The organism is Lactiplantibacillus sp. 7.2.4 (assembly GCF_018991185.1).
Classification (GTDB): Bacteria; Bacillota; Bacilli; order Lactobacillales; family Lactobacillaceae; genus Lactiplantibacillus; species Lactiplantibacillus pentosus.
On sequence record NZ_JAGYGS010000024.1, the window covers coordinates 1 to 17,266 of the forward strand.

At 50.5% G+C, this 17,266-nt stretch carries 10 protein-coding genes; 3 read left to right on the forward strand and 7 right to left on the reverse strand.

The features are described from left to right. Positions 1-230: 230 nt before the first annotated feature. A complete protein-coding gene (locus tag KGF70_RS08990; protein WP_216786434.1) occupies positions 231-2,726 on the reverse strand; it encodes a serine hydrolase in 2,496 nt (831 codons plus the stop codon). 240 nt (positions 2,727-2,966) lie between these two features. Further along, positions 2,967-3,893, reverse strand: coding sequence for an L-lactate dehydrogenase (locus KGF70_RS08995; RefSeq protein WP_216768528.1), 927 nt, complete (start codon positions 3,891-3,893; stop codon positions 2,967-2,969). 174 nt (positions 3,894-4,067) lie between these two features. Between KGF70_RS08995 and KGF70_RS09000 the strand changes: the two genes are divergently transcribed. Beyond that, positions 4,068-5,270: an AI-2E family transporter gene (locus KGF70_RS09000; protein ID WP_216768529.1), complete on the forward strand. Its 1,203-nt coding sequence runs from the start codon at positions 4,068-4,070 to the stop codon at positions 5,268-5,270. Positions 5,271-5,687: 417 nt separating this feature from the next. On the opposite strand, the gene KGF70_RS09005 is transcribed toward KGF70_RS09000, so the two are convergent. From KGF70_RS09005 to KGF70_RS09020, 4 genes are all read right to left on the reverse strand, one after another. After that, entirely contained in the window at positions 5,688-7,043 is a 1,356-nt protein-coding gene (locus tag KGF70_RS09005) for a gluconate:H+ symporter (protein ID WP_216768530.1), read from the reverse strand. A gap of 12 nt (positions 7,044-7,055) precedes the next feature. Continuing rightward, entirely contained in the window at positions 7,056-8,570 is a 1,515-nt protein-coding gene (locus KGF70_RS09010) for a gluconokinase (RefSeq protein ID WP_065674612.1), read from the reverse strand. A 14-nt stretch (positions 8,571-8,584) separates the two neighbouring features. Next, positions 8,585-9,481 (reverse strand): phosphogluconate dehydrogenase (NAD(+)-dependent, decarboxylating), encoded by an 897-nt coding sequence (gnd, locus tag KGF70_RS09015; protein WP_088769769.1) that lies wholly within the window; start codon positions 9,479-9,481, stop codon positions 8,585-8,587. 173 nt (positions 9,482-9,654) lie between these two features. Further along, positions 9,655-10,977 carry an NAD(P)/FAD-dependent oxidoreductase gene (locus KGF70_RS09020; RefSeq protein WP_216768531.1) on the reverse strand — a complete coding sequence of 441 codons (1,323 nt, stop codon included), beginning with the start codon at positions 10,975-10,977 and terminating at the stop codon, positions 9,655-9,657. Between the two features lie 311 nt (positions 10,978-11,288). On the opposite strand from KGF70_RS09020, the gene KGF70_RS09025 reads away from it, so the two are divergent. Then, the gene (locus KGF70_RS09025; RefSeq protein ID WP_050340357.1) at positions 11,289-12,866 is read left to right on the forward strand and encodes a peptide chain release factor 3; all 1,578 of its coding nucleotides are present in this window, start codon (positions 11,289-11,291) and stop codon (positions 12,864-12,866) included. A gap of 1,300 nt (positions 12,867-14,166) precedes the next feature. Further along, a complete protein-coding gene (locus KGF70_RS09030; protein WP_216768532.1) occupies positions 14,167-15,615 on the forward strand; it encodes a hypothetical protein in 1,449 nt (482 codons plus the stop codon). A gap of 494 nt (positions 15,616-16,109) precedes the next feature. On the opposite strand, the gene KGF70_RS09035 is transcribed toward KGF70_RS09030, so the two are convergent. Continuing rightward, positions 16,110-17,153: a MucBP domain-containing protein gene (locus KGF70_RS09035; RefSeq protein WP_216768533.1), complete on the reverse strand. Its 1,044-nt coding sequence runs from the start codon at positions 17,151-17,153 to the stop codon at positions 16,110-16,112. Positions 17,154-17,266: the final 113 nt, after the last annotated feature.

Consider the following 17,266-nt stretch of genomic DNA (forward strand, 5'->3'; position numbering starts at 1 on the left):
CGCGTTCATATCTGTCGTTGGTGCGAAGGCAGTTTGGTGATTTGAAGTTGTGGTGCTGATTATAACTAAGGTCTGGATAGGCAGAGGTGAGGTTGGAGTAACGCTTCAGTAATTCGCTAAGCGGGCACGTTCTTAAGTTCGATGATCACGATGATTGAGTTTTACATAACCACTTGAGCTATCGCAGAATCAATGTGACTGCTTAAATACGGCTACCCGCTGATGCCAGATTACAGGGTCGCTGTTTGGGCCAACTGTTGTTCGATTTGAAGCCCAATTGTATTCATGGTCGACCATTTGGCCTGGTTAGCGAACAGTACCATCGCCACCTTACCGTCCGTGGTCCCGATGTATAGACTGTACAGGCTATTGTCAGCCCCGCCAATGCGTAGGGTGCCATCCGGCCGGTAGTAAATGCCACCTGAATAGACGGGTTGTAGATGATCAGCTAATTCTTGGAAGCCCGCCGGAGTAACTACGTGGCCGTTGACTAGGCTGTTGATGAAAGTGTAAAAATCACCAACGCTAGCATACAGATTACCGCAGCCGAGTTCGCTTGAAAGCAGATTGGTCGAAATCGTGCGGGCGATGGTCACGCCATTGCTGTACGTGTACGGTTGCGGATGAACCGCATTTGCCGGGACTTGGTCGTAGATGAACGTATGCTGCAATCCCAGTGGTGCGACAATGCTTGTTTGTAAGTTATCACGATAGGACTTGCCTGTGAGCTGGTCGATGATGCCGGCGAGCAGGGTGAAGTTGGCGTTGGAATAAGACCAGTGATGCTGATTGGTGGAAGTCAAGTGACTCAACGTGAAGGCAATTGCTTGTTGGTCGTTCGTCAACGCTTGACTAGGTACCGGTTCGCCCATCTCAATCCCGGATGTATGGTCAAGTAGTTGCCGAATCGTGATGGATCGTGCGTACGGCACTTGTGGGTAAAACTTGGCTAGCGTCGTGTCCATCGTTAGTTTGCCAGCGTCGATCAACTGTTGAATCATCGCACCAGTCACTGATTTTTCCAGTGATGCCAATGGATATGCCTCGTCAGCGGTATTGGCGATATGTTGGGGCAGGTTGGCTGAACCGAATGGCAAAATGTGCACACCAGCAGGTCCGTTGTTCGTCAGTAGCAACGTGCCCATAAAATGGTTGGCCGTCATCAGTTGGTTGATGGTCTGCAAGGCTTGTTGGGCCGTATACTTGGGTGTCAATACCGGGGTGGCTGCGGATGCCGGTGTACTAGACTTGGACGCGGCGCTACTAGACTGGCTAGTCTGTTGGGACTGGCTGGAAACGCTTGAAGCTACCTGACTGGACGTAGCACTCATCGCCGATTTAGCCGTTGACTGACTCGTGGCTGGCTGCGTTTGAGAGGCAGTGCCGCTCTGACTCGTCAATGTAGCTTGACTAGTGGCATTAGCAGCACTGGTCGTTGACGGGCTTGCAGTGGCGTGACCCGTTTTTGTGAGCGCCACTTGACTCGTCGTTGGCCGGCCACTCGTTATCGGTTCGGCCTGACTAGCGACAGCGTGCTTGACTGGCGATGAACTAGCTTGCTGCACCGGATGAACGACGCTAATTTTATCAGATGCACCGTGCTCGCGATTCGGCAACTGAGCTGGCTTGTCCGCACTGCTAGCTTTCACGACCTTTTTCTGGGATATGGACGTCACAATGGGAACGGCTGCTGTTGACTGCAAAGCTGAGCTAGCCTGAGAAACCGCTGGAACACGGACTGTTTGTGGGCCGGTTGCCGGTGCATTACTAGTCTGAGTCGCGCCGGTTGGTGTGGCAACTGGATGGTTAGTGTGCACAATCGCTGTCGTTGCGTGCTTCGTCGGCGCTGTCGTGACCCGACTCCCCTGAGTGGATGGCGAGTTCGTTTGTTGACTGTTAGGTTGTGCCGCAGTGTGATTCAAACGAGGTGACGCGATGCTTGTCTGTGATTGTGACGTGCGACTAGGTGCGGCGGTCTTAGTTGGCTGCGCATGTGGTGTGACCTTTACACCGGGTGCAGGAATGGTGTGCCTGAGTGCTACTGGAGTCGTGAGATGCGCGTTAGTAGGTACGTGTTGACCTGCTGAAATCCCAGTTGTAGCATGCGGTGTGAGCGTGGTCGGGTTAGAACCGGCCGGCGTCGTAAGCGAACCAGCAGGCGTAATCGGGGTCCAGGCGCGGAATCCGTCTCGACCACTGAGTTGATAATATTGCCCATGGTTGGTCCAAATATGACTGGTGATTCGTAATCGGAGTCGTCTTAATTGTGTGGCTGTCAGTCGTTTAGAAGTGCTCAAGCGGAGATTCTTTGCCGAAATATTGGTCCAAAGTAATGAGCCAACTGGTGGGACAATCGAACCATGAATGGCGCGTTGTCGGGTAATAAACAGCTTCGACTGAATACGAACTGTCACAACTGGTCGCACGACCTGACGACGAACCCAACCTGTGGTATGCCCGCTGACAATGTGGAAATAAGTGCCACCAAAGCCAACGACGGGGTGTTCGAGTTTAAACGTGACGGTGCTCGTAAGGTGGGTGTGGTGGCCGCGTCGTAATTGCCGGCGACTGGTCGGAAGCTGCGGGTACAGCGTGATCGTCTGATGGCGACGGATTTGTCCATATAGCGGGCGAGTTCTTGCACTGGCGATACTAGTGAAACCAACTGAATTTAAGCTAATTAGCGTGAGCATGGTGCTTGTGGCAATACGCGTCTTGAATGTCAAAGTGAAGTCCTCCTGATTACGATTAGATGTGTCAAAGTTGTCCACTAATATAGGCCGTGAATTCCTGATTTGCACGTCTTTTCGTCGGGATGTTATATTTCCTAACCGTAATCAGTTATCCGCGATTGTTCTTTAAATGAACGTTGATGGTTACAAAAACCATCCCACACAAAAACCGGCCAACGCAAAACGCGCGTTGCCCGGTTACAAGTCAGTCAGCCACAACTAATCTCAAACGAACTAGTTGTCTTGACTTTCAGCGTATTTAGTTTTGATGTAATCGGCGGAGACTTGAAGTTTTTGCAGTTCTTCGTCTGTCAAATCAAGTTGGACTTGTTCGACCACGCCGTCACGGCCGACCACGGCTGGATATGACAAGTAGACGCCGTATTCTTCGCGGAAGTTGGAAACGGGGAGTTCGGTTAAGGCGTCGTTTAAGACGGTGTTCGCTAACCGTACCGCTGCCGTGGCAACGCCGTAGCTGGTGTATTTCTTACCATGGAAGACCTTGAAGCCGCCTTCACGTGATTCAGCATCTAGTTGATCCAAATCAAGGCCGCGTTTAGCTGCTAATTCGGTGATTGGGTGACCGAGGACCCGGACCGTCGACCAAGCAGTGAATTGGGAATTGCCGTGTTCGCCGAGGTTGTAGCCATCAACTGAACGAGAATCTAAGTTGAGCGCATGACCCACGGCGCGTTTCATCCGTGCGGAGTCGAGCAACGTTCCCGTTCCGATGACGTGGTTCTTTGGCAAGCCGGTCACTGCTTGGTAGATCGACGTAATCACGTCCACGGGGTTGGTGATGACGACCATGATGCCGTGGAACCCACTGGCCTTGATTTTTGTCGCAACATCCTTGACCTGGGTGCTCGTGAACGGCAATTCCAGAAAACGGTCGTTGGTTGGGGAGTCCTGTAGCTTGATGTTACCGATGGCAGAGATGATGACGTCGGTGTCGACCAGGCTACTGTAATCGTTGACGATGATATTGGTATGGTAAGGCAAGTTAGGCATGGCGTTTTGGAAATCAAGGGCGTCTGATTCAACCTTGCTGGTATTGGTATCAATAAGAACTAAGTCGTCAGCAAAGCCATTGGCGACGATGTAGTGTGCGGCGGTGGAGCCAACGTGGCCCATCCCGATAATAGCGATTTTACGTGACATAATTAAACGCTCCTTTAACAGTTTGTCGTTCATTAATTAAATTACCATTATTCTCATCAATTTTAAATAGATTTTGTGAGAAATTTCGAAATCATATTACTGGGAACTAAAATAGGGTATAATTGACGCATTAATACTGCATTAATAATTGCACCAAGAAGGGGAGGAGCGCGAGTGTTTAAGCGCCTAAAGGAGTCGTCCTTATTATTCTGGTCACTCGAAATTTTAATCGTTGCGACCTTGATCTGGGTCTGCACCAATATTGGCTTTCTATTTCAACCGATCGGCACGTTTTTGAGTGTCGTCTTCATGCCAATCGTGATTTCCGGATTTCTGTTTTACATGCTAAATCCGTTGGTCAAGTTGCTGACCAAGATCCATTATAAGAAGTTTCACATTTCACGGACCGGGGCCGTGGCAATTGTGTTTGTGCTATTATTCGGAATTCTAGCTTGGGGTGCCGTTTCCCTGTTACCACGACTGGTGACGCAGGTTACGCAACTGATTTATAACTTACCAAGCATTGCGACTGAGATGCAAAAAGTCGCCACTAAGATGATCAGTAACAGTTCGGTCTTGCAAAAAATCGACATTACCTCATATACCAAGCAGTTTAATGGCGAAATTAGCAAGTACGCGCAGAACTTCCTGTCCTCGTTGTCAAGCAGTGTCGTCACCGTCATTTCAACGATTACCAGTGTGACTATCATGGCCATCACGATTCCCGTCGTGCTGTTTTACATGTTGAAGGATAGCGAGAAGTTCATTCCGGCCATCAGTCGGTTTTTACCGAAGAAGCAGCGCCCAGAAGTCATTGGCTTGTTACAAAAAATGGGCGATACGATTTCTAGTTACATCAGTGGTCAGGTCATCGAGTGCTTATTCGTTGGGACCTTCACCGCGATTGGTTATATCCTGATTTCACAACCCTATGGCTTATTGCTGGGCGTGATTGCTGGGTTGACCAACATTATTCCGTACGTTGGACCGTACATCGGAATTGCACCGTCACTGATTGTGGCCTTCACGCAATCACCAATGCAAGTCGTTTACGTCGTCATTGTCGTGGTCATCGTGCAACAAGTTGACGGTAATCTGATTTATCCGAACATCATTGGGCGGACGTTGAAGATTCATCCGCTGACGATTATTATTCTTTTGTTAGCGGCCGGCAACATCGCTGGAATCCTTGGTATGATTCTGGCAATCCCGTTCTACGCGGTAGTTCGGACGGTGGTCATTTACTTGTACAACATTGTGGAACTGCGCAATGAGGAGCATCTCCGCAAACAAACGACTGTCTATCAGCCCCAACCGGCGAAGGCGACGCAAGCTAGCATCCCAGCTAATAAAAAGTCATCCAAGTCCTCGAAGTAAGGCGTGGGTATGGCAGGCATGCGCTGGATGGAAGCGACGTGATTTTGAAACGTGGCCGTTAGATGTTCATGATATCCAATGAGCCCAATTGAAACGGTGCGACTTTGAAACGTGGTCACCATGTTCACTGGCATCCAGTGACGATTTTCCATTAGTGCTTGGAAGTGGCACTGTGAGACTAGGCGAGTGACCAGTAGTTGCGTCGATTAAATCAAGTGGCCTCAATATCACCCGTTTCATGAGTATCACAAAAAAATCAGGTTCCCGAGCAAGGTCTCAGGAACCTGATTTTTTAGGATGACCGGTATTGCACCCACAGTGAGCCAATGCCCAGTCAGATTCAGTGGATGAGGTGAGTGGCCATGCCATTGTTAAAGCATCACGCACCAAACACCACCCACATTCAATGTCAGAAAATTAATGGAACACCGCGTTGAGTGCCAGCACACCACCGAGCCCGCAGACCGCGATGATCGTTTCTAGCACGGTCCAGGTCAGTAACGTCTGTTTGACCGTCAAATCGAAGTATTCGCGGAACATCCAGAAGCCCGCATCGTTGACGTGAGAAGCAGCCACACTCCCGGCACCAATCGCAATCACCATCAGCGCGGGATCAATACCGGCTTGCGTCATTAATGGCGCGACTAAGCCCGCAGCGGTCAGGGCCGCAACGGTCGCAGAACCCAGTGAGACCCGCAAGATAACGGCAACAAGCCAACCTAAGATGAGTGGGGAAATACTGCTGCCACTGAAGAGTTGGGCAACGGCTTTACCAACACCACCGTCAATCAAGATTTGTTTGAAGGCGCCACCGCCCCCGATAATCAGGAGGAGCATCGCAATCGACTTGGTCGCGTCTTCAACCGTGGCTGTGATGGCTTTATGGGACTTGTGTTGGTGAATCCCCATTGACCAGAGTGCAAATAATAGCGAAATCAACATGGCGATTCCGGGCGCCCCAATCAACCGCACGATTGAATCGATAGTTGACGGATTTTTAGGTGTGACGCCGTGGTCAACGACAAGTTCATAGACCGTTGTGATCGTCATCAAAATCACCGGGAAGAGGGCGGTTAAGACACTGAGGCCAAAACCAGGCGCTTCGGAGACTTTGAATTTGCGTTCAGAACTACTGAGTGGCATCTTAGGCTTGCCAGCAAAGGCGTCTGGCACCATTTTCTGGGCCCAACGTGAGAACAAGGGACCCGCGATATAGACCGTTGGAATCGCGATGATGATCCCAAATAGCAGCACGTGGCCGACATTGGCGTTTAACGTCGTGGCAATTGCCGTGGGTGCCGGATGTGGTGGTAGGAAGCCGTGGGTCACGGACAACGCTGCCCCCATTGGAATCCCAAGATACAACACTGGCACTTGCGCTTCGATGGCAATCGCAAAGACGATTGGAATCAGCAGGACGATGCCGACTTCAAAGAACAGGGCGATCCCAATGATGAAGGAGGCCACCACGATGGCAATTTGGAGCCGTTTACGACCAAAAATATCGATTAAGGTCGTCGAAATGGTATAAGCACCACCGACGTCAGCGACTAAGCGCCCGAGCATGGCACCGAACCCAAAGACGAGGGCCAGTTCGCCAAGTTGACCACCAATCCCATTTTGAATACTGGTGGCGATCTTCGTCAGCGGCATTCCTAAGCCGATTCCCACCACGACCGCGGTGACGATCAGTGCGATGTAGGTGTTCAGCTTGAATTTAATAATGAGTAATAATAGTAAGATTATTCCAAGTGTTAGAACAACGAATGGCATGGTGTACACTTCCTAACGATTAAGAGTTGCGATTTCGTGATACAGTGGCGCGAGTTGCGCAGTCACGTGGTCGAAAACGACTTGGTGTTGGTGATACAGTTGATGATTGGCTGCGTTGGGTTGATACGTTTCCGTTGCGCCAATCATCGCGTGGATCGCGTTTAAATCATCGATGTGTCCTAGGGCTTTCAGTCCAATCACGGCAGCGGCCAGACAAGAACTTTCGAAGCTGCTTGGAATCGTGATGGGTTGGCCGAGGACATCGGTCAAAATTTGACGCCAGAGACTAGAGCGGGCAAAGCCACCCGTGGCGCGAATCGCATGGACTGGTTCGGCTGCGGCAGTCAGTTGGAGCACGGTGTTCAAATTCATGACGATGCCTTCGAGCACGGCGCGTGCAATGTCGGCCTTTGTCGTGGTCGTCGTCACACCGAGCAGTGAACCGCGCGCATCCGCGTTCCACAGTGGGGCCCGTTCGCCACTCAAATAGGGATGGAATAACAGGCCGTGCGCACCAACGGGAACGGTGGCCGCAAGCGCTGTCAACTGGTCGTAGGGGTCTTGTTGGTGGTCGCGTGCAACTTGCGATTCCGTCGCAAACAATTCATCGCGGACCCAGCGGAAGACTTGACCACCGTTATTGATGGGGCCGCCGACGATCCAGTGATGCGGGGCCACGTAGTAACAGAAGAGCCGGCCTTCAGGGTCTAAGTAAGGTTGTTTCGTCATGACCCGTACGGCGCCGGATGTCCCAATCGTGATTGCGGCCACGCCGGGTTCGTCGGCGCCAACGCCCAAGTTAGAGAGTGCGCCATCGCTAGCCCCCATGATGACTTTGGTGGCCAAACGTAACCCTAGCTCACCAGCAGCAGTCGGCGTCAAGCCGTTGATCACCGCATCCGTATCAACTAACGGTGGGAGTTGGGCCCGCGTCACTTGGGCGTAGTCGAGGGCGGCAGGTTCCCAGTCAAAGTTATACAGGTTGAAGAGGCCGGTCGCGTTGGCCATCGAATAATCCATCTGCAACTGTCCCGTCATTAAGTAGATGATGTATTCTTTGATACCGACCACGTAGCGGGCTTGGTTCAATAAGTCTGGTTGCTGGTTGGCAAACCAGTGTAATTTGACTAGTGGACTCATCGGATGAATCGGGGTCCCGGTCATCTCATAGAGTTGCTGGCCGAGTGGTTGAGCCTTTAAGGCAGCGGCATCTGCGGCTGCGCGATTGTCCGCCCAGGTAATCACACGCGTAAGCGGTTGCTTATTGGCGTCTAATAAAATCAGGCTGTGCATTGCTGAGGAGAAGGCGATTCCTTCAATCTCGTCGGTGGCAATCCCGGCACTTACTTGGTGAATCGTGGCTTGAACGGCCTGCCAGATTTCTTGCGGATCTTCTTCCGCAGTCGTCACGGTATCGTGATAGAGTGGGTAGCCGACGTTTGCGCTGGCAATGACGTGGCCTTGATGGTCATATAAGACCGACTTAGTACTTGTAGTTCCTAAATCAGTTCCGATTAGGTAAGTCATGGTGCAGGTTCCTCCTATTCGTGGTCGACAGCGTGGCCGCCAAATTCGTTGCGTAATGCGGCAACAACTTTACCCGTAAAGGTATCATCCGTGGTAGACCGGTAGCGCATCATCAGTGCCATGGCAATCACCGGCGTGGCCACTTGTTGGTCGAGGGCGGTGTCTAGCGTCCAGCGACCTTCGCCGGATGAATGCATGACCCCTTTGATGTCGTCCAAGTTACCGTCTTTACTGAAGGCGTCTTGAGCGAGTTCCATGAGCCAACTGCGGATGACGGAGCCGTTGTTCCACATCTTGGCGACAGCAGCGTTGTCATAAGTGAATTGACTATGCTGTAAAACATCAAAGCCTTCACCTATTGCTGCCATCATACCATACTCAATCCCATTGTGAACCATCTTCAAGTAGTGACCACTGCCAACTGGGCCGGTGTACAAGTAACCATCGGGTGCTGCGATTGCTTGAAATAGCGGTTCGACGACTTTGAATGTCGCAGGATCGCCACCAATCATAAAGTTACCATTGTGGCGAGCACCAGCTTGACCACCGGAAGTCCCGACATCTAAAAAGTTGATGTGTTGTGCGCCGAGTTGTTCACCGTGGCGGATGCTATCTTGGTAGTGGGAATTGCCACCGTCTAAGACGATATCACCGGCACTCAGGCTATCGGCGAGCTGGCTGATGACACTATCCGTAGCTTTGCCAGCTGGCACCATGATCCAGATCACGCGAGGAGATGGCAGTTGTGCGACTAAATCAGCTAAGTCCGTCGCCGTCGCGATGCCTTGTTGGGCTGCCAGTTGTAAGTTATCGGGGTTAAGGTCCATCCCGACTGCAGTGTGTCCATTGTCTTGCATATTGAGTGCCAAGTTCATGCCCATTTTACCTAAACCAATCAATCCTAATTTCATCATTAAAACCCTCTTTTTTATGAAAATTATTAATCACTTTTTGTATTCGCTTTCATTGTAATAAAACTATTTACAAATTTCAACCATATTTATGTAAAAAGTTTTCAACTAAATGTAAATAAAGGCAACCAGCCCTAATTTGACAGGGCTGGTTGCCAAAATAAAAAATTTATTTAAATGGCGGACCAAGCTGTCGACCCGATACTTGGGAAGAGGGTGACAAGTTGTTCGCGTTGGGCAGGTGTCAGTTGATATTGAATGGCCGGTAGTAACGTGTTGATGGTGTTATCGGCTTGTTCACCCAATTCAGCCGCTGCAATTAAGCGCTGCTGGTCATCAGTCACGACCAGGTTATGTCCCTGGACGTCCCGCGTCGTCTGGCGGAACCAATCATCTTTCAAATCGCTGACGGTCACGTTGACGTCACTCGCATCGGCACTTGGAATCGTCCCAACTTGGGCGAGTCGTGGTGAGGTGAAGACGACAGATGGAATGGCTGGGTATTGAATCGCCGCGTTGGTGTCACCCGTGAATAAGTGGGTCAGGTACTGGGATTCAAAAATCGCGGTTGGCGTCAACTTGGGCTGAGACTTGGCAATCACATCACCAGAGGCATACACACCAGCGACACTGGTTTGTAAGTGATCGTCGACGGTGATACCGGCCTTGGTATAGGTCACGCCGATTTTTTCGAGTCCGAGGTTAGCAGTGTTGGGTTGCCGGCCAGTCGCATCGAGGACCCAGTCAGTCGTCACTTGGTCGTCCGCACTCTTGACAGTTAGCTGGTCGCCCGTTTGCTCGATGGCGGTTGGCACCCAGTCACGCCGAATAGCTAAGCCTTGGTCTTGCAATTCGGCCAATAAACGTTCAACGAATGGTTGGTGGAATTGCCGCAGCGCTTGGTCGCCGCGCATGAGGAGGGTGACCTGGCTACCAGCTGTCAGTGCCATGTTAGCAAATTCCAAGCCGATGTAGCCGGCCCCGATGACCGTAATCCGTTGTGGCAGGTCAGTCAGGTTTAGAAAGTCGTTGCTGTCATGGGCGAGTTCGGTGCCAGGAATGTCCAAACGGTGCGGATGTTGACCGGTCGCAATCACGATCTTGTCTGCGCTGTAAGTTTGGTCGCTGACTTGTAGCGTGTGGGCGTCCACAAATTCGCCGCGACCATGAATCAGCGTCACACCTACTTGCTCCATCAGACCGGCAATCATGTCCGGTAAGCCTTCGATGACGGCCCGTTCGTGCTTGAAATTGGCATTCCAGTCGATTTCAGGGCCACCAGTTAGGCTGTAGCCTTGAAAGTTCGCGACTTGGTTTTTGATAGCCACTGGTTGATCCAAAGTGATTTTGGCGTTGCAGCCCCGGTTCGGGCAGGTCCCACCAATCAAATCAGTTTCGATCACACCGACTTTTTTGCCACGGGCAGCGAGCGGAATCGCACCATCAAAGGTCCCATGTCCACTACCGAGATATAACACATCAAATTGTTCTGCCATACAAAACATCCTCCTCATTAATAGACTGATAGACTGCAAAATTGAACGTTTAAAACAATTACATTGTACACAACTTAATTCGCGAAACCAAACAAAAGGCCATATTATTTTTTTATTTGGCGGACTGAAACCGATTAATATCCGAATAAAACGCCTTTGTAAAGTGAATTTGCGATAAATCCAGCCTGGAACAGGGGTGGTACTGGATTTTTTGGTTAAATATCAGTAAAATATGTAAGGCTATGTTTTTTTACGGTGGAACGGTTGCACCGTGGACGTTGAATATAAAGGTAAGATGAAAGGAATTTTTAATGAATAAGACAGAATTAACCGCCGCGGTCAACACCCGGCGCACCTTTGCGATTATTTCTCACCCGGATGCCGGGAAAACGACGATTACGGAACAGATGTTGTTGTTCGGGGGCGTCGTTCGTCAAGCTGGGACCGTTAAAGCGCGGAAGAGTGGTAATTTCGCCAAGTCTGACTGGATGGAAATCGAAAAGAAGCGGGGTATCTCAGTCACTAGTTCCGTGATGCAATTCGATTATGATGGCAAGCGGATCAATATCCTGGATACCCCAGGGCATGAGGATTTCTCTGAAGATACGTACCGGACCTTGATGGCGGTGGACTCCGCTGTCATGGTGATCGACTCGGCTAAGGGGATCGAACCACAAACCAAGAAGTTGTTCCAAATTTGTAAAATGCGTGGGATTCCGATCTTCACGTTTATGAATAAATTGGACCGTGATGGCCGCGAGCCACTCGACCTGTTGAACGAAGTCGAAGAAGTCTTGGGCATCGAAACGTACCCAATGAACTGGCCAATGGGGATGGGTAAGGGCCTTAAAGGCTTGTATGACCGGTACAATCACCGCGTTGAGCTGTATCATAACGAAGCGAAGGGAGAAACGTTCTTACCGTTGGACGATAACGGCGAACTCGACCCTAGCAACGAACTGACCAAGGACAGCATTTACCGCGATACCTTGGACGAAGTGGAACTCATCAATGAAGCCGGCAATGATTTTGACGAAGCTAAAGTCATGGCTGGTGATATGACACCGGTCTTCTTCGGTTCCGCGTTGACCAATTTCGGGGTCGAAACGTTCCTGAAGACTTATTTACAGTACGCGCCTAAACCAGCGGCGCACAAGACCCGTGACGATGAAGTCGTTGAACCAACCGATGATGAATTTGCGGGCTTTGTCTTCAAGATTCAAGCCAACATGAACCCCAACCACCGGGACCGCATCGCCTTTGTCCGGATCTGCTCAGGCGAATTTGACCGTGGGATGGACGTCGTCTTACAACGGACTGGCAAGAAGATGCGCCTGAACAACTCGACGCAATTCATGGCGGACACGCGTGAGACGGTGGAAACGGCGGTTGCTGGCGATATCGTCGGCCTCTACGATACGGGGAACTTCCAAATCGGTGATACGATCTATGCCGGCAAGCACGCCGTTCAGTTTGAAAAGCTCCCTCAATTTACGCCAGAACTCTTCATGCGCGTCACTGCCAAAAACGTGATGAAGCAGAAGTCCTTCCACAAAGGAATCGAACAACTGGTTCAAGAAGGGGCCGTTCAGCTGTACACCTCGTACTCGACTGGCGACTACATCTTGGGTGCCGTTGGTCAACTGCAGTTTGAAGTGTTCAAGTTCCGGATGCAAAATGAATACAATTCTGAAGTCGTCATGGAACCAATGGGTAGTAAAACGGCGCGTTGGATCGACCCTGACCAGCTGGATGAAAAGATGTCCAGTTCGCGGAACTTACTGGTCAAAGACCGCTCAGGCGCACCGCTATTCCTATTCGAAAACGCCTTTGCCGAACGCTGGTTTGCGGACAAGTATCCGGATGTTAAATTGACGTCCAAGCTTTAATCACAGGTCGTTGGTTTGATGTTGATTGCACTGTTATTATTTGTTAGCTGACAGTAGGCCGTGGTAGAACTTTTAGACCATTTTGACTGTTTGACCGTTTTCGCGCGGGGTACCGTGTTTGTAAATTCTAATAATACAAAAGTAGTGGTATAGAAGTTATCCAATCGGAGCTTCTATACCACTTTTTTATTATCGAAGGTGAAGTGAGCAGTGAATTCATTTGAAACTGCCTGCATTTTACTCGTTGAGTTGTCATGAATCAGGGTTAAGGCATGCCAGGTGGGATTGTTGTTCGTCAGCCGGTGATCCCCTTATTCCGACTTCCGGGGCCGGCTGACAATGCTGGAACAGGGCGGACATCGATTTGAACTCACGCAGAAAACCACTGCGCAATTTCAAATACGAGTCTTCTTCTAGCCCGGGAAACCCACCCGGACAAGAAGAACTTCGCCCTTGAGCATTGTCAGCCAGCCCCTACAGTCGGGAAGCCGTTCGAATGGCGGATGAACGGCCACCTATCTGGGTATAATTGACCACCGAATATTAACTGACTGGTCCTTCAAGCAAATAATTAATCAGTATCGTTAACGCTTTATGGTACTTGAGTATTATTGACTAATTTTAATGGCGATTAGCTTTGAATTCAGCCGATAAAATTACCTTCGTTTATAATTTGAGGCTTTACTAACTCAGACGATCAGAGGAAGTTCTGACAGTTTCCGTGAAGCTCCTGATTCGAAAAACTGAACCATGGGAAAGAAAGTTTAGCGATTGTTAGAAAACAATCTAACAGTTAATGTCAAATTCACTCTATCTCAAGGAACCAACGACTAATCCAACAGAAAGTTGAGTCCGCACATGTCCGCCTTTCGAATACTGTCCCCGGCAGGAAGGTGTTCTGGGCAAGGCCAAGTGGTGAAATTTCACTTAGCAAGCGCCCTTTGCTTGGTTAGTGAAAGACCAGTATTTAAGACGTGGGCTATCGGCTTAAATCTGTGTCCACCGCGTTCCGGCCATTGCCCAGAATGCCTGGAAGCCGGACTAGGAAGCATCCACCACAGCAAGTTTACAGTAACTCGCACTGTTTCCAGCGGGTCTCAGCTGGTAGCACTTGACCTTAGAAAAGGGTATGCCTTAATCATCTTTAATGCCAAGGAATAACTAGCGCAGATTACGTTTTACTGTTAGGTACAGCCTCACAATGATCACGTAAAGTTACCATGTGAACCAACCGTTGCAATCAGCGGCCACACTGGACTTACGCTACAATCAGTGACAATGGATAATGGGGGCGATTAAGATGAAGCGAAGTATGCGGGGCTTATTGGGGTTATTGGTTGGATTGGGATTGTGGGGAACAACGACAGCGCATGCGGCACCGAATCTGGTACGGTGGCCCGTGGTGCAACCGTTGACGGCTCGTACTTGCACGTTGCAGGAGAAGCAGACGAAATTATATCAGTTGAACCATGCCACGATGCATCTGACGGCCGCCGGGACCGCTAAGCTGACGACGGGGTGGATGCGCGTCGGCCAAGTGATGGTGACGCAAAATGGTCGCTTAGTCACGTACTGGCAAGTGCGCAATGCACGTTTGCACCGCGCTGGCTGGGTCTCAGCCGATGCCGTTCATGTGCCCGGTACCTCATCAAAGGACATCGTCACCCCGAAACGAGCGCCGATGCCGGTCAAGACGACGTACCAACGGCGGGTTGCCATTACTACTGCGGGGACGTCCCACTATCTCTCACTGGTGGGTGCCGGTCGGTATACGCAACCGCGGGTGATTTTTCATCCGACGGCGGCCTATCTAGCCACGATGGGTGTGCAAAATAAGCCGGATACCTTGCTGCAGCAAGCCGGTTATCGCGACCACTACCACTTCAAAACGGCGTTGTATTTACCGCAACAACTGGGGACTCGTAACTTGGGTGATCCGCAGAGTGCCGCTTTTTCACTGAATAATCGCTATTTATACGTCATGTATGTCGATGACCAGCAACCGGGGCAAGCGTCACAAGCCGGCTGGGTCGTGCGGTACGACTGGCAACGGCTGCTGGCGCTGGGTGCTGGCCGACCTGGCAAAATGGCGATGTTACGGGTTGCCGCTGCGCACCAGTTTGATGGCAAAATGACGGCGTTTGACCGCCAAGTGTTAGCGGCGATTGAGGTTGGGCCCGAGTTTACTGCCGGACATGCACAGTCATTAGCGCTTAATCCGCGGACGAACGAGCTGTGGTTCATTTCAAACGCCGCACGCAACCAAGATGACACTATCACTCGTTTAAATACGCAGTCGCTCACCCCCGATGCGCGCGTAATCTTTACGACTGGCCGCGGACATCTGGGCGATGAGTTGGCGTTTGATGAAAACGGCACCGCGTATTACTGGACGCATGCTAGCCAGTTGCGGACCAGCAAAGTCGACTTGTATCGCGGGTCGATTGCGACGACGGGTGTACACTTCGAGGCGGCCACAGAAGGACTCGCCAATAATCCCGGCTTTTTTGCCCAATCGACGGGGTATGACGAAGCGACCGGCAAGCTATACTTGGTGGCAGATGAAAGTATCACCTCACTGCCTGTCGTGAAGTGGGGTCGTTGGACAGCGCACCAAGTCGGCGAGGCTAATTTTGCCGGCCAACGTGAATTTGAAGGGCTAGTATTCATGCATGGTGTTGATCAGGGCTTCTTGTTGACTAATCGCGGGACGGAATTGATGCGGATGGTTGTCGACAAGCAGTCTTAACGTATTGTGGGTGCTAATTTGTCATGAATCATGTCCTGGTACAATTGACCATTGAGCACTTGGAAACTGGACCATCAGGCGAGCTTTGGGTATGCTTAATATAATTGGATAGTGTGATTAAAAATAACTAAAATGATTTAGATTTAGAAGGGAAGAGACCGTTATCAAAAAAATAAGCTTTAACCCAAACTTCTTTAAGACATTGCCTTTTTGGCTAGGGATATTAACAGTAGTGGGATTGATCGGTGATCCCATTCTACATTATCATTCATCAACTGGTCCGTGGTTAGCGATAATTATTGCGATTATATTGTTTGTGGCAGCATTTCTACGAAAAAATAAATAAGCGGTCCGCGTTGTGCTAGTTAGCTCTAATTTTGCTCATTGGATGAATAAGCAAACGTTATGTCTGAAGATTAAAAAGGCAACAGTGGTGCACCCCCAAGTTTGGGATGCACCACTGTTGCCTTTTGACGTTGACTTCAGTTCGTATGTTAAGCAAACGGTGGATCCAATTGCGTCAAGTAACGCCCGGGCAAGTAACCTTGGTCTTGCAGGCGATACCAGACGACACCGTTATCGTCCGCTAACCGTTCGATTAAGTTGACTTGATCGCCGTGGGTAACAGTCGCTAAGTAGCGGCCATACGGTTCAATGTACGTATGCACTTGTTTACCAGGAACAAAGCTCACGATCCCAGTTTGCCGGACCGGACGTTGATTCTGCACGCGGTAGCCAGCCGGGAGCTTGAGTAAGAGTTGGTCGCCGGTGGTCAGTTGCAGATGGGTCTCTGGAATCCACTGGTCGTCGCCAATCGCGTACCAGGTCTCATGCGTCACTAAGCGCACGCGCATGTACGTTTTATAAGTGCTACCTGGCTGTAATTTAGTCAGATAGTTGGTGGTCGTTGCGCCTGGATAGGGGTAGACCGCGGTTTCGTGGTTGATTTGAATAAAACCGGTGCTGAGGTCGGTCTGTTGCCAGTTCTCATTTCGATAGAAGAACAGGACGGTCTTCGAAGTCGTCGTGTACTCTCCAGCCACGTCACCCACGGAGCGGAGTAGTTTAAACCCGGCGACGGTCGGTGCGCTGACTTCGTAAGGGGTTCCTAGTTTCCCCCGGTACATGGTCGGCCGACCAATCAGCTCGCGGCGGTCAATATCGTAGGCGTACATCCAGACGGGTTGACCAGCTTGGCGCTCGTAAGTGAGTGTGATGCTGGCCTGTGGTTTGGTGAACCAGCGCGTGAGACCGTCGATGTTAACAAGGTGGTAACCAGCAATACTGACAGCGGGCAAGTGGATTTCTTCACCAATGGTTCCCGCAATCATGTCGGCTGGTTGTAGCGTATTACCGGCTTGGTCTAAATGGTGGACCAAGATCAGTGCTTCGGTTTGGTTGGTCGCCAGAGTGTCTGCGCGCTGTGCGGTGATGGCCTGGGGCGCAGCTTCTTCCGTGGACGCCGCGGTAGTTTCGGTGCTAGCTTCGGTACTATTTAATGCGTGTAGCATCCCTTTTAGCCGGTCAAGAAACGACACGTGACCACTCCTTTCATTAATAAATTAATTATCACTAGTATAACGCATTCACCAGGCTTCTGACACGCCTTAAATAAATTGTAAACTTCCATTTTTCAGAGTCGTGTATACTA